Source organism: Erwinia sp. JH02, from assembly GCF_013074405.1.
Taxonomy (GTDB): Bacteria; Pseudomonadota; Gammaproteobacteria; order Enterobacterales; family Enterobacteriaceae; genus Erwinia; species Erwinia rhapontici.
Genome location: NZ_JABANZ010000001.1, coordinates 535844 through 549370, shown reverse-complemented (window position 1 = coordinate 549370; position 13527 = coordinate 535844). Strand labels below are relative to the sequence as shown.

Sequence of the window (13527 nt, the reverse complement as noted above, 5' to 3'; positions counted from 1 at the left end):
ATACAGGTTATATTAGTTTCATTAATGACTTCTAATATTGAATCGCATAATATCGCATTTTTGGGATCTCGCCCGCGATGGAGTCGTAAACTTGTTAATCGTAGGGCGTACTGCTGGCCCTAAAAATAAAGAGGTTTATGAGGCTGTTACAGATAAACAAAATGAGTCTCTTAAATGGCTTGTTTCTGAGATTGCTTCTAAATTACATGTTCCATGACTGAGGTTTACAGGCATCCTGATATAGGAAGGAAAAAAAAAAGGAAGCGAGTACAGCAAAATGGAAATAGCAAAATACTTACTTTATGCATTTACACTACTTTCCTTATCTGCTGAGGCAGCAAGAGAAGTAGCACATGTAGAAATTATCAAGAGTGGTTACTTCGATGAAATCGATAAGGAAGATCCTTACAACTACGCCGAGGGATGTAAATTATTTAAACCCACCAAAGAGAAACTTATCAACTACTTCTCTAAAGCTGAAGAAAATGGATACGGATGGATGCACGAGTATTACACGCCTTGCATCGCCTCTGGCACGGTAACGTTTAAGGACGGCTCTTATGGGGATTGGGTAATGCACGATAGTGGTTATGGATGGGTAACCTTTAAAGATAAGAAGAATGATGGAAAGGAAGTGTCTTTTCTTCATGTCAATAATGGATGGGGGTTGGAATAGAAATACCCCCCTCTGTTACCCGGTCCATCCGTTATTGCCGTAAACGCGCAACATCACCGCCACTGATCGCCGCCAGATTCTGCGTGATCTTCTCTGGCGACCAGTCCCACCAGGCGATTTTCTCCAGCTCGGCAATCACTTCATCGCTGAAACGCTGACGGATCACCTTCGCCGGGTTTCCTCCTACAATGCTGTAAGCAGGAACATCAGACACCACCACTGAACGTGATGAGATAATCGCGCCGTTACCGATGGTGACGCCGGGCATAATCAGGCAGTCATAACCCATCCACACGTCATTACCCACGCGGGTGTCGCCTTTATAGGGCAGGTCACCAGGCTCGGGCGCAGCACTTTCCCAGCCGTTGCAGAAGATAAAGAAAGGGAAGGTAGAGAGGCCGGAGGTCTTATGATTGGCGCCATTCATGATAAATTTCACCCCGCGCGCCAGGGCGCAAAATTTACCAATAATCAGCTTATCGCCGATGAACGGGTAGTGATAAAGCACGTTACGCTCAAAGTTCTCTGCACCTTCCGGGTCGTCGTAATAGGTGTAATCACCAATCAGGATATTGGGATTGCTCACGCTATTTTTGATAAAACAGACCTGCGGAAAGCCAGGCAAGGGGTGAAGAGTGGCGGGATCGGGTCCGTGCATAGATGCTCCTGAAATGAAATCCTGTGGGGCAGTATAGACCGCAGGCCCGGATCGGGTTCAAATCGGGCGCAGCAGATGTAAACTTCTCGTAAATTAAGAACAACCCTAATCAGAGACGGGTGTTTTTAGCCTGGTGCAGGAGTATTATAGCCGTCTGAAATTACGCTGAGGATAGACCGCTTCATGTTTTCTCGTTCCACGCTCGCCGCGCTCACGGCCACCTTAATGCTGGCAGGTTGCAGCCACAAAACAACGCAGGCCCCGGCAACGGTAGATGTATCTGCCGCCGAAGCGACACCTGCGGTTTCCGCGTTTGCTGCCGGCCCGACGCAGCTTAACGTGACCCACGTTATCTCCCGTGCTGACGATGGCTCCTCCGTCATCCTGACCATCGACGGCGTTGAAGCCGGTACGCTGACGCGCGGAGAAAACAAAGAACTGTTTGTTCCTGAAGGCAAGCATAAGGTCGGTGGCTATGTTCAGACACTGTTCGGCCTGGGCCGTGTGACCATTCAGTCGGTGGAAGTCACCACCAAAACGGATCAGGCAACGCATGTGTCCTATTCCGTCACCAAAAACAAACCCGCGTTTACCCTGACAGAAAAAGCCGCAGGCTGATGCTGTTCTTACCCTGTTCCACGCAAGGAACAGGGTAATCGCCCCCATTCTCAGACGATCCCTAACCCTGTACTGCCGATCTCTCCGCACTGAGCCGCTATAATGGTCAGTTCATTTTCCGATGGAGAGTCTTCCATGTTATATCGCCTTACCCTAACCACCCTCACTGCCGCACTGCTATTGACGGGTTGCGCGCGCCAATCCGTAGAGGTTCCTGACGATCAGTATGCCCGCGGCCCCACGCAGATTAACGTGTCGCATATTGTGACTCAGACTGATGATGGTTCTGCGGTCGTCGTCACCGTGGATGGACGAGATGCGGGGGTTCTGGACAATGGCGAAGGGACACTGTTGCATGTGCCGGAAGGCAAACATAAAGTCGGTGGCTACGTGCCGACGTTGCTGGGCCGCGTGACGATCCCTTCGGTGGATGTCACCACATCACACAATGAAGTGACGACGGTGGCCTATTCGGTCGCACGGGATAAAGCGGCGTTTAGTGAAGTCGCCCGCTTACCTGGATAAAAAGCCAGGATAAAAAGCCTGGATATAAAGCTAGGATAAAAAACCTGGATAATAAAAAGGCAGGGATAGTAAAAAAGAGAGGGGCGGGAAAGCAGGGAGAGCAGTACAGAAAGAAGATTGCCCCTGGAACAGGCCAGGGGCAGGGCGATTACAGCGCCATATCGTGTTGCGGGCTTTCGGCACGCTTCTCAGGCTGAGAAGGAGCGTCAGACGGCTTAGTATTGTTCATATCAATCACCGGTGGTTTCACCAGCTGCAGGGTCGCTGCGGTATCATCCCACACCTGCTGAGTCAGCGCGGTGTTGCCATTCAACTGCTGGCCATAGCTTGGAACGATAGTGCGGATCTTGCTCTGCCACTCGGGTGAGTTGAACTGCTCAGGGAACAGCTTTTTCATCACGTTCAGAGTGATAGGTGCTGCGGTGGAAGCACCCGGAGAAGCACCCAACAGGGCCGCCAGGGTTTTCTGCTGATCGGTCACAATTTCAGTACCGAGTTTCAGCACGCCGCCTTTATCTTCATCTTTCTTGATGATCTGCACGCGCTGACCGGCCTGAATCAGTTTCCAGTCTTCTTTACGCGCATTCGGGTAGTACTCTTTCAGCGCTTCAAAGCGGTCGTTGTCATCCAGCATCACCTGACCAATCAGGTATTTCACCAGGTCGAAGTTATCCATACCCACGTGCGTCATTGGCATAAAGTTGCTGGTGGTGGTGGTGCTTAACAGATCAAACAGCGAGCCATTTTTCAGGAACTTGGTAGAGAAGGTCGCGAACGGCCCAAACAGTACCACGCGCTTACCGTCAAGGTAGCGGGCATCCAGATGCGGTACAGACATCGGTGGTGCGCCTACTGACGCCTGGCCGTAGACTTTTTCAGTATGCTGTTTGGTAATCTCAGGGTTTTCGCTCACGAGGAACGAACCACCCACCGGGAAGCCTGCATAGTTATCCGCTTCCGGGATGCCGGTTTTCTGCAGCAGCTTCAACGCACCGCCGCCTGCACCGATAAAGACGTATTTCGCATCAACGCTGTGCTCTTCACCGCTTTTCACATCGGTGATGGTCACGTGCCAGGAGTTATCGGCATTACGTTTAAAATCGGTGGCTTCCGCTGAGGTTTCCAGCGTGAAGTTTTTATCTTTCTTCAGGCTGCCGATCAGCTGACGGGTGATTTCACCGTAGTTAACGTCAGTTCCGACCGGGGTCCAGGTGGCAGCGATTTTCTGATTAGGATCGCGGCCTTCAATGGTCAGGGGTGCCCACTGTTTAATTTGATTTGGATCGGTAGAGAATTTCATTCCCTGGAACAGCGTGGTCTGCTGTAACGCTTCATAGCGTTTGGTCAGGTAATTGACGTTGGTGTCACCCCAGACGAAACTCATATGTGGCGTGGAATTAATAAAGGAGTGCGGGTTATTTAAAATGCCGCGTTTCACCTGTGCGGTCCAGAACTGGCGGGAAATCATAAACTGTTCGTTAATTTCCAGCGCCTTGGACACATCAATGGAACCGTCTGGACGCTCTGGCGTATAGTTCAGCTCCATATTTGCCGAGTGACCCGTACCGGCATTGTTCCAGCCGTTAGAGGATTCAAGGGCCACGCCGTCCAGCTTCTCTACCATCAGCTGTTTCCAGCCTGGCTGAAGTTCCTGTAACCAGGTGCCAAGGGAGGCGCTCATGATACCGCCACCGATCAGCAGTACGTCGGTTTTCTGCGTGGCAGGGGTTTCAGCCCAGGTACTGGTGCAAACCAGTAAAGCTGACAGAGAAAGCAGGGGAATCGTTTTTTTGGAGTTAGACATTTTAAATAACGCATCAATATAGGTTAACAAATTGAGGTGATATTTTAGCGCAATTTAACGAAAAGTTAATAACTATTTATTATGTTTAAATCAAATCACGAAATTAATTTAATTACTTAACGTTTATTTTAATTACTCGTCAGGTTTATTTAGTTTTAAAACACAAAATAGAGGGTTATTAATTGGCTGAAAAAGCATGAGAAAAAGAATAATCAAGCTGGCGATTACCGCCAGCGCAATAAGGGCAAAAAATGAGGGGGAAGTCGACGGCAGCGAAGGTTCATTTGCCGTTTTTTCCCCTCATTTTCCCCATTGATGTGTTGTTCCGGGCGGTACAGCATGAAATGTTAACCGATGCGATTTAATGCATCCAGCACGTCGTGCGGCAATTCGAGCTGTGCGCTCGCCAGATTTTGCTCCAGGTGAGCGAGTGATGAGGTGCCGGGGATCAGCAGGATATTGGGTGAGCGTTGCAGCAGCCACGCCAGCGCCACCTGAAGCGGGGTGGCCTCACAGGCAACGGCCGCCTCGCTCAGTGCGGCGCTCTGCAAAGGAGAGAACCCGCCGAGCGGGAAGAAGGGCACGAAAGCGATGCCGTCTTGTGCCAGCTGGTCAATCAATGCGTCATCCTGACGATGGGCGAGGTTATACATATTCTGCACGCACACGATCGGCGTGATACTGCGCCCCTGGGCGATCTGGGCTGCTGTGACATTACTCAACCCGATATGGCGAATCAGTCCCTGTTCTTTCAGTTCGAGCAAAGCCGTCAGCGAGGCTTCAATATCGCCTTCGGCAGGCTGGAACATATCAAACATCAGCCGCAGGTTAACCACATCCAGCACCTCTCGCTTCAGATTGCGCAGATTATCATGCACCGCGCTTTGCAGTTCCGCAGGGGACATCGCCGGGTTCCAGGAACCGTCACTGCCGCGCACAGCACCCACTTTGGTGACAAGGGTCAGGTCATCCGCATAGGGATGCAGCGCTTCGGCGATCAGCTGGTTGGTGATGTGTGGGCCGTAAAAATCACTGGTATCGATATGATTAATCCCGCTTTCCACCACCGCCCGCAGCACGGCGATGGCGGCCTGGCGATCCCGCGGCGGCCCGAAAACATGGGGACCAGCCAGCTGCATCGCACCATAACCCATGCGGGTGACTACGCGGTCGCCAAGTACACAGGTTCCGGCATTTTTTATCGTCATTGTCAGGCTCCAGATCGAGGTTGTAGAAAAAACCGTAAGGTGTTCCAATAAAATACGAATAATTATTCAGGTTGTGAATTCGCATATGATGAACGACAACGCTAAGGGACTTGAAGCGCGCAAACAGCCGCGGCAGGCGCGATCGCAGGCCACCGTTGAGGTGATCCTCGAGGCGACTATTCAGGTTTTGCTGGCGGAAGGGCTGCCCCGGTTGACCACGATCCGCGTTGCCGAGCGGGCTGGCGTGTCGGTGGGGACGCTGTACCAGTATTTTCCCCAGAAGCAGGCGCTGCTGTTTGCGCTGTTACAACGCCATCTGGAGAGGCTGGTAAGCATAATGGAAGGTGCCGCGTTATCCGTACAGGGTCAGCCACTGGCAGTGATGGTGAAACATATTGTCAGCGTGTTTATGCAGGTGAAAACCGAGAACCTGCACGAGTCGGCGGCTCTGTATGCTGTCGCCAGCGAACTGGATACGCGCAGCTATGTGCGCAGCGTGGAAGCGCGCAATCGCCTGGCGCTGGAAACGATGCTCGACAGTGCCAGCGACAGGCGGTTTGCCGATACGCCGGGGGTGACGTTTGTGTTTATGGGCGCACTGTTCGGGCCGATACGGCTGCTGCTGGAAGGCGACCCTGAGCAGCAGGATATGGAGCGTCTTGCAGGCCAGCTCGAACTGTTATGCCTGAGCTATCTGGAGCACGTTTCGTTGCCACGCTGAGCGTGGCGCAGTTCCGGGCCTGTTGATACCGATATGATACTGGCGGCCTCTGATGAGGTGCATAATGGATTAACCGCCGCTATCCCGCCAGGCAGAATGGGTAAGCCGAAAGAGGTGGCAAACGCCGTGCTGTTTCTCGCCAGCGATTGAGAGCAGCTATATTGCCGGTGCCGAGACCTGCGTGGATGGCGGTTTGACACAGGTTTAACATGTAGCACCATTACTGTGCATGCAGTCCAACACAGAGAGGAAAGAAAAGGCCGAAATGTCGGGCTTCTTATTATTTTGAATTTATTATTTCCATCTCCCTGCACCATTATTGTGATAATCATCATATTAATCCCTCGCTAAGCACTATTTTTGTGCGTCACTTCAAAAGTCAGCATAAGAAAGTCATATATTCGCGTTGCTACGCATTTTTTTAATAAAACCCAACCTTTTTTCACAACGTGTCGTGCCGCACACCTTCCATTTTAGTTATTAAAAAACAGTATGTTATAAGTTTAACCCTGGGCGTGATTTCTGGTTAGTCTGTTTTTACCATAATTTCAAATATGAATATTCTGTTAAAAAAATGATTGTCATCGTATTTTTTAAAGTGATAAAAGATTCTCACTTGATACGGGTTTTTCATTTTAAAGGTTACCGATTATGTCGCTTGAAACTGCCGATGTGCGTATTTCTTCGTCCTGGGAACGCCCGGACAGAAAATGGCTTTCTGCCTTTGCCGCATTCCCTGTCGCCAATATTGGCGATGCGATGGAAAGACTGAGTATGTGTGATGCGGGCATCGTGCCTGTCAGCAGCAATACCGACTTCGTCGGCTTTGCTTTTCCTGTGCTGGTCACTGCCGGGGATAACGCCGCCGTCATTCTCTCTCTGGATCACATCCAGCCGGGTGACGTGATGATGATTAACGGACTGGGCCACACTGACCGTGCGCTGGTCGGGGAACAGCTTACCCAGCGCTTCCAGCATGCCGGGGCCGTTGCTCAGGTGATTGATGGTGCCGTCCGCGACCGCAAGGTGATTGAGTCAACGGGATTACCCACCTTCTGCCGTGGCACAACACCTGCCGGCCCGTATAAAAATGGCCCTGGCGTAATTGGTGAACCCGTAGCCATCGGCGGCGTGGTGTGCAGCGCTGGGGACATTGTGGTGGGTGATGCCGACGGCATTATCGTTATCCCTTTCTGGCGCGCCGAAGCGGTGCTGGTTGCCGTGCAGGAAGTGGCGCGCCGTGAAGCGGCCATGACGGCGGAAGTCACACAGAATTATCGGTAAATAAACGTCCCCGTTCAGGGGTAACAACCGGGTAAATACACAGACTGCCAGGGCAAAACAATGACGAAATCACATGCAATGACAATGGATTACGCTTTGCCAAAGGATGGGGAAACAAAAAACAATGTCGTGCGCCGCGCATCGCTTGCCGGTGGCGTTGGCTCCTTTGTGGAATGGTATGACTACGGCATCTATGGCCTGCTGGTCAGCTCGCTGGTGCTGGTTTTCTCCGCCAGTGATATGAACACTACGGATGCCGGACTGATGCTGACCTATGTCGGCTTTACGGTGAGTTTTATTGTTCGTCCCTTCGGTGGCGTGATCTGTGGCTATCTGGGCGACAGAATAGGGCGTCAGAAACTGCTGGCGATCCTGTTACTGATGATTTCCCTCGCGACAGCCGCCATTGGTTTACTGCCTGACTATAACAGCATCGGTTGGGCCGCTCCGGCGTTACTGATCCTGCTGCGTATTGTGCAGGGGTTCTCCGCCGGGGGAGAAGTCTCGGGTGCCGGTTCCTTTGTGGCGGAATATGCGGAAGACCATCGGCGTGCCGTGGTGATGTCACCGCTGGTGATGGGATCGTTTATTGCCTTGCTGTTTGGCAGCCTGCTGATCAGCGGACTGATCAATGTGTTTGGCATTGATGCGGTGAATAACGGACTGTGGCGCGTGCCGTTCCTGCTGGCTATCCCGATGGCCTTGATCGGTGTCTATATTCGTACCCGCATTGAAGATACACCTCACTTTCAGATGGTGAAGGCCAGCAAACGGGTGGTACGTAACCCGATCCGCGAGGTGCTGTCTTCTAAGCGCCATCTGAAAGCGATTGGGCTGGCGATCACGCTTCCGGCGGTGAACGGTCCCGGTTACTACATCCTGTTCGTCTATATGCCGACCTATCTCAACAAGGTGATGCATTTCACCCAGATCCAAAGCCTGATGGTCACCGCCTGCGGTCTGCTTACCATCGTTGGTGCCATTCCGTTAATGGCGTGGCTCTCTGACCGCCTCGGCCGTCGACCGCTGTTGATTGCTTCCGCCATTGCGATGGCTGTGCTGGCCTGGCCCTGTTTCTGGCTGTTGACGCTGGGGATGCTGCCGCTGGCCTGTATGGCGTCGATGTTGCTGGCGTTCGCCTTTGCCGGGCATGCCGGGGTGATTCAGGCCACGCTGGCTGAAATGTTCCCGACCAATGTGCGCTACAGCGCGTACAGCATCGGCTTCAACCTCTCCACCGTGATTTTTGGCGGGTCGGCACCGTTACTGATGACCTGGTTAATCGGCATGACCGGCATCGCCAGCATTCCGAGTTATATGGTGATCTTCACCGCCGCACTGACCCTGATCAGCGCACTCTATTTGAAAGAAACAGCAGGCCAGCCGCTCAGAGCTGAGTAAGCAGCACTAAGCCAACTCTCTGGATTTCGAGGTTAATAATGAAAAACGCATCCCCCTGGCGGATAGGGTTTGATATTGGTGGCACCTTCACCGATCTGGTGCTTCTGAATGATGTGACGGGTGATGCCCTGCGCCATAAAACCCTGACGACGCCGGAAGACCCTTCCGAAGGCGCTTACACCGGGCTGACTCAACTGGTGGAGATGGCGGGGTTACAGGCCGCTGATATACACGCCATCACCCACGGCACTACTCTGGCAATTAATGCGCTGCTGGAGCGCCGTGGCGCGAAAACCGCCCTGGTGGTGACGCGCGGCTTCCGCGATGTGCTGGTGCTGGGGCGGGAATACCGTTATGACATTTATGATCTCAATGGTGCACCGGCTCAGCCTCTGCTGCCGCGCTCTCAGGCGTATGAAATTACCGAGCGCGTTACGGCGCGGGGCGACGTCATCCTGCCGCTGAACGAAGCTGAAGTGGTGAGACTCGCGGGCGAACTGCGTGCGCAGCAGTACGAAGCAGTCGCGGTGCTCTGTATGCATGCCTATGCCTGGCCCGACCATGAAAACCGCATTGAGGCGATCCTCAGCCGTGAACTGCCGGGCGTCTCTATTTCGGTGTCACACAAAGTGTCCCGTGAAATCCGTGAATACGACCGTGGCGTTCTGACAGCAATGAATGCCTTTGTCCAGCCCAAAGCACGCCGCTATATGGCGCGGCTGGAAAACAAGCTGCGCGAAGGGGGCTTTATCTGCGACTGGCTGGTGATGGGATCGAATGGCGGTCTGATGGCGCCCCAGGTGGCAGCTGATTATCCGACGCGCATCATTGAGTCCGGCCCGGCCGGAGGCATTGTCGCCACGGCGGCGTTTGCCCGCAAGAATCAGGAAAACAGAGTGCTGGCCTTCGATATGGGTGGCACCACTGCCAAGGCCTGCGTGGTACGGCAGGGCGAACCCTCGATTACCACCGATTATGAAGTAGGCCGTGCCGACCGTTTGCTGAAAGGCAGCGGCTTGCCCGTCAAACTACCCGTGGTAGACATGATTGAGATCGGTGCCGGGGGCGGCAGCATTGCGCGTGTGGATTCACTCGGTTTGCTGGAGATCGGCCCGGAAAGCGCCAGTGCCTGGCCTGGCCCGGCCTGTTATGCACGCGGCGGCGAGCAGCCCACGGTGACGGATGCCAACCTGGTGCTGGGGCTGCTCGATCCTGATGCGTTTCTCGGGGGACGGATGCCTTTGAATGTTGAGGCGGCACGTCAGGCGATTCAGCGCATCGCCGATCCTCTGGGCCTGACGATTGAAGATGCGGCCTGGGGCATTCATGAAGTGGCGAACAGCAAAATGTCCGAAGCACTGCGCACGCACTGCGTGGAGAAGAACGTCAGCCCGTCACAGATGACGATGCTGGCCTTTGGCGGTGCCGGACCCAGCCATGCCTGGTCGCTGGCGAAGCAGCTGGATGTGAAACGGGTCTTTTTCCCCAACGGTGCAGGGGTTTATTCCGCCTTTGGCCTGCTGACCGCACCGCCGAGTGCCGACTTCGTTCGCAGTGACCGCTGTCGTCTGTTACCGGGCATGGATGTTGCCCGTATTCATGCAGTGTTTGCGGAAGGCTTCGATGAAGCCATGACCACGCTGGCCGCCGCCATCGCCGATCCGGCGAGTGCGCCCCTCCAGCGGAAAATGGCCGGGGTGCGTTATGTCGGCCAGGGATCTGAACTGACGGTAACGCTGCCCGATCGCTTCCTGCAACAGGGCGATGTCCAGGCGCTGATTGATGCGTTTGAAGCCGCACATCTGGCGCGTTTTGGCCGCACGCTGCCGGGACAGGGCGTCGAAGTGGTCAACTGGCGCGGTCATGTGCAGACCACGCCGCCAAAACTGAATACCAGCGATCGCGTCACCCATCCTGAACCGGATGCACGAGAAAAAAGCCTGCGGGTTTACCTTGGACGCAAACAGGGCTTCAGCGTTTGTCGCGTGATCCCCCGCAGCCTGCTGATCGCCGGAGTGAACATTGATGGGCCTGCGCTGCTGCAGGAAAAAGAGTGCGCCATTTATGTCGGGCCAGGGGCGTCTGCGCAGTTGGATGAACAAGGTAATATTTTGATGGAGCTGAACTGATGACGATAGCGACCCCCGATAACCTGCGTTTTCTCGATGATCCGATTAGCCTGAGGATCACCTGGGATCGTCTGGTCAGTATCTCTGAAGAGGCGGCGGCAACGCTGGTGAACATGGCGTTTTCCAGCATTATTCGTGAAGTCGGCGACTACTCCTGTCTGCTGATGGATGCCAGCGGCAGCTCTCTGGCACAACCGAAAACCAGCGTCCCGGTGTTTATCGGCACGCTGCCCGCAACAGTTCGCCATCTGCTGGCGAAATTCCCGGCGGAGACGTTAAAACCGGGTGACAGTCTGATCACCAACGATCCATGGCTGGGCACCGGGCACCTGAATGATGTCACTGTGGTAACCCCGGTGTTTCGTGGCGGCAGGCTGGTGGCCTTTACCGGCGCGGCCGCGCATATGTCCGATATTGGCGGCTCACTGAATATGGGGTCGTCGCGTGATATGTACGAAGAAGGATTCCTGATCCCACCGAGCAAACTGATGATCGAAGGTCAGGTCAACCAGCAGTTGCTGGACCTGTTCCTCGCCAATGTGCGCTCACCCGACCAGGTGGAAGGCGACCTGCACGCGATGCTGGCAGCGAACCAGATTGGGGCCAACGGGCTGCTTGGTCTGATGGACGACCTCCAGTTGGAGTCCGTCACCCCGCTGGCAGAGAAGATTCATGCCCTGACCGAAAATGCGATGCGCAAAGCGATTGAGGCGGTCCCCGACGGGCGCTATGAAGCCGCGGTCGACATCGGTGATTTCGAGGGTGATATTCACCTGAATGTGGCAGTGATCGTGGCGGGTAGCAATATCACCATTGATTATGCCGGCTCGTCGGCAGAATCGCTGTTCGGCAGCAACTGCCCGATGTCCTTTACTTACGCCTATAGCGTCTATCCTCTGAAATGTCTGCTTGAACCGCATCTGCCCAACAACGAGGGCTGCTTTAAGTCCATCACCGTTACCGCGCCGGAAGGCTCGATTGCCAATGCGCGTCCACCCTGTGCCGTTGAGATGCGCAACCGCGTCGGGCATATGGCACACGCGGCCATCTTTACGGCGCTCTCCGGGATTATGCCTGAGCGGGTGATGGGGCACTCCGGCAGCGCGCCGGTGACCTGTGACGTGTTCGCCGGGCAGTTTGACGATGGTCGTCGCTTTGTTGAAAGCCTGTGCATCAATGGCGGCACCGGAGCGCGTCCCTCCGCCGACGGCATTGTCACCGGGTTCCCGGGCAACATGTCGTCCACGCCCGTTGAACTGATGGAGTCCACCACGCCGCTGCTGTTTATGCAAAAAGCCATTGTGCCGGATTCCGGCGGCGCCGGGCGCTATCGCGGCGGTGTGGCGCAGCGCATGGTGATCCGCAATACCAGCCAACATACGCTGACGCACAGCATGTTCTATTCGCGCCAGAAACACGCCGCAGAAGGGGTGCTGGGCGCCGCGGCAGGCGCATGCAATTACGTGGCGATTAACGGCGAATCGCTGGCAAAACCGGTGGGGCGGCATGACGTGTTACCGGGGGATGAAATTACTATTCAGATGCCCGGCGGCGGCGGAAAAATGCCGGTTCACCAGCGCGATAAACAGGCCATCCTGTGGGACTTGCAGGAAGGCTACATTACCCGGGCGGGCGCGATACGTGATTACGGCGTCAACCCTGATGAACTGAAGAGGGACTGAGCATGGATAATTTAGCAGGAAAAGTGGTGATCGTGACCGGTGCGGGCAGCGGTATCGGTGCAGCAACCGCCGCCGGATTTGCCCGGCGCGGTGCCCGCGTGGTGCTGGTCGGGCGCAGGCAGGCGGTGCTGGAGGAGGTGGCCGCCACGCTGCGCCAGCACGGCGGAGAGGTCTGGGTGCGGGCGACAGATATCACCAAAAAGAGCGAGGTCGAGGCCCTGGTTGCCTGGGCGCAGGCTGAAGTGGGGGTAGTTGAAATCCTGGTGAATAACGCCGGGAGCGCCAGCAAAACGCTGAATGCCCGCTGGATAGATGAAGCCGAGTGGAACGAGGTGCAGGACGTCAATATGAAAGCCGTTTTCCTGCTGACGCAGGCGCTGCTGCCCGGAATGCTGGCGCGTAACAACGGCACCATTATCACCGTTTCTTCGCTGGCTGCGCTGCGGCCTAATCTGCTGGGGGGCGCGGCATACGGCGCGGCAAAAGCGGCAGTGCGTAACTTTATGACCTATCTGCACAACACCTTCCGCAATGACGGCATTCGCGCCACCTGTATTCTCCCCGGTGAAGTGAACACGCCGATTATGGATAACCGCGCTAATCCACCGTCACAGAGCGTGCGTGACCATATGGTGCAGCCGGAAGACGTGGCAGAAGCCATCCTGCTGTGTGCTGCTCTGCCTGCACGCACGGTAATTGAAGAACTGATTGTTGCACCGACGTTGCTGCGTGATGTGTCCGGCGATATTGAGCTGAGCCGCTGGAAAAATGCGCCCGCAGACTGCCTGGCAGAACGTGAACAGTCCCGTTAACTTTGACGA

Annotated in this window: 13 protein-coding genes; 10 read left to right on the top strand and 3 right to left on the bottom strand. The window is 54.8% G+C overall.

The features are described from left to right. The first annotated feature begins 277 nt into the window (after nt 1-277). Nucleotides 278-676, top strand: coding sequence for a hypothetical protein (locus tag HHI26_RS02475; protein ID WP_159338173.1), 399 nt, complete (start codon nt 278-280; stop codon nt 674-676). Between the two features lie 31 nt (nt 677-707). Here HHI26_RS02475 and HHI26_RS02470 read toward each other — a convergent pair whose 3' ends face one another. Continuing rightward, the gene (locus HHI26_RS02470; RefSeq protein WP_171148539.1) at nt 708-1334 is read right to left on the bottom strand and encodes a Vat family streptogramin A O-acetyltransferase; all 627 of its coding nucleotides are present in this window, start codon (nt 1332-1334) and stop codon (nt 708-710) included. Nucleotides 1335-1517: 183 nt separating this feature from the next. Here HHI26_RS02470 and HHI26_RS02465 point away from each other — a divergent pair, with 183 nt between their 5' ends. Next, entirely contained in the window at nt 1518-1952 is a 435-nt protein-coding gene (locus HHI26_RS02465) for a hypothetical protein (protein WP_133846506.1), read from the top strand. A 135-nt stretch (nt 1953-2087) separates the two neighbouring features. Continuing rightward, entirely contained in the window at nt 2088-2477 is a 390-nt protein-coding gene (locus HHI26_RS02460; protein WP_133846507.1) for a hypothetical protein, read from the top strand. A 148-nt stretch (nt 2478-2625) separates the two neighbouring features. On the opposite strand, the gene mqo is transcribed toward HHI26_RS02460, so the two are convergent. Both mqo and HHI26_RS02450 read right to left on the bottom strand, forming a co-directional pair. Next, a complete protein-coding gene (gene mqo / locus HHI26_RS02455) occupies nt 2626-4281 on the bottom strand; it encodes a malate dehydrogenase (quinone) (protein WP_133846508.1) in 1656 nt (551 codons plus the stop codon). A 347-nt stretch (nt 4282-4628) separates the two neighbouring features. Beyond that, the gene (locus HHI26_RS02450; RefSeq protein WP_159338171.1) at nt 4629-5489 is read right to left on the bottom strand and encodes an aldo/keto reductase family oxidoreductase; all 861 of its coding nucleotides are present in this window, start codon (nt 5487-5489) and stop codon (nt 4629-4631) included. A gap of 85 nt (nt 5490-5574) precedes the next feature. On the opposite strand from HHI26_RS02450, the gene HHI26_RS02445 reads away from it, so the two are divergent. The 7 genes from HHI26_RS02445 to HHI26_RS02415 all read left to right on the top strand — a co-directional run bounded on the left by HHI26_RS02445 (nt 5575) and on the right by HHI26_RS02415 (nt 13518). Then, nucleotides 5575-6210 carry a TetR/AcrR family transcriptional regulator gene (locus HHI26_RS02445; protein WP_171148538.1) on the top strand — a complete coding sequence of 212 codons (636 nt, stop codon included), beginning with the start codon at nt 5575-5577 and terminating at the stop codon, nt 6208-6210. Between the two features lie 33 nt (nt 6211-6243). Beyond that, nucleotides 6244-6360 (top strand): hypothetical protein, encoded by a 117-nt coding sequence (locus tag HHI26_RS25660; RefSeq protein WP_244290504.1) that lies wholly within the window; start codon nt 6244-6246, stop codon nt 6358-6360. Between the two features lie 501 nt (nt 6361-6861). Beyond that, entirely contained in the window at nt 6862-7494 is a 633-nt protein-coding gene (locus tag HHI26_RS02435; RefSeq protein WP_133846513.1) for an RraA family protein, read from the top strand. Between the two features lie 60 nt (nt 7495-7554). Next, nucleotides 7555-8895: an MFS transporter gene (locus HHI26_RS02430; protein ID WP_133846514.1), complete on the top strand. Its 1341-nt coding sequence runs from the start codon at nt 7555-7557 to the stop codon at nt 8893-8895. Nucleotides 8896-8933: 38 nt separating this feature from the next. Then, entirely contained in the window at nt 8934-11024 is a 2091-nt protein-coding gene (locus HHI26_RS02425) for a hydantoinase/oxoprolinase family protein (RefSeq protein ID WP_133846515.1), read from the top strand. Next, nucleotides 11024-12706 carry a hydantoinase B/oxoprolinase family protein gene (locus HHI26_RS02420; protein WP_171148537.1) on the top strand — a complete coding sequence of 561 codons (1683 nt, stop codon included), beginning with the start codon at nt 11024-11026 and terminating at the stop codon, nt 12704-12706. Before HHI26_RS02425 ends, HHI26_RS02420 begins: the two co-directional genes overlap by 1 nt. A gap of 2 nt (nt 12707-12708) precedes the next feature. Continuing rightward, complete coding sequence (locus HHI26_RS02415) at nt 12709-13518, top strand: SDR family oxidoreductase (RefSeq protein ID WP_133846517.1); 810 nt, start codon at nt 12709-12711, stop codon at nt 13516-13518. The last annotated feature ends 9 nt before the right edge of the window (nt 13519-13527 follow it).

What these genes read in the sequence shown, in the direction of transcription:
- HHI26_RS02475 (WP_159338173.1), top strand. Translation starts at nt 278, where the DNA reads ATGGAAATAGCAAAATACTTACTTTATGCATTTACACTACTTTCCTTA.
- HHI26_RS02470 (WP_171148539.1), bottom strand. Translation starts at nt 1,334, where the DNA reads ATGCACGGACCCGATCCCGCCACTCTTCACCCCTTGCCTGGCTTTCCG.
- HHI26_RS02465 (WP_133846506.1), top strand. Translation starts at nt 1,518, where the DNA reads ATGTTTTCTCGTTCCACGCTCGCCGCGCTCACGGCCACCTTAATGCTG.
- HHI26_RS02460 (WP_133846507.1), top strand. Translation starts at nt 2,088, where the DNA reads ATGTTATATCGCCTTACCCTAACCACCCTCACTGCCGCACTGCTATTG.
- mqo (WP_133846508.1), bottom strand. Translation starts at nt 4,281, where the DNA reads ATGTCTAACTCCAAAAAAACGATTCCCCTGCTTTCTCTGTCAGCTTTA.
- HHI26_RS02450 (WP_159338171.1), bottom strand. Translation starts at nt 5,489, where the DNA reads ATGACGATAAAAAATGCCGGAACCTGTGTACTTGGCGACCGCGTAGTC.
- HHI26_RS02445 (WP_171148538.1), top strand. Translation starts at nt 5,575, where the DNA reads ATGATGAACGACAACGCTAAGGGACTTGAAGCGCGCAAACAGCCGCGG.
- HHI26_RS25660 (WP_244290504.1), top strand. Translation starts at nt 6,244, where the DNA reads ATGATACTGGCGGCCTCTGATGAGGTGCATAATGGATTAACCGCCGCT.
- HHI26_RS02435 (WP_133846513.1), top strand. Translation starts at nt 6,862, where the DNA reads ATGTCGCTTGAAACTGCCGATGTGCGTATTTCTTCGTCCTGGGAACGC.
- HHI26_RS02430 (WP_133846514.1), top strand. Translation starts at nt 7,555, where the DNA reads ATGACGAAATCACATGCAATGACAATGGATTACGCTTTGCCAAAGGAT.
- HHI26_RS02425 (WP_133846515.1), top strand. Translation starts at nt 8,934, where the DNA reads ATGAAAAACGCATCCCCCTGGCGGATAGGGTTTGATATTGGTGGCACC.
- HHI26_RS02420 (WP_171148537.1), top strand. Translation starts at nt 11,024, where the DNA reads ATGACGATAGCGACCCCCGATAACCTGCGTTTTCTCGATGATCCGATT.
- HHI26_RS02415 (WP_133846517.1), top strand. Translation starts at nt 12,709, where the DNA reads ATGGATAATTTAGCAGGAAAAGTGGTGATCGTGACCGGTGCGGGCAGC.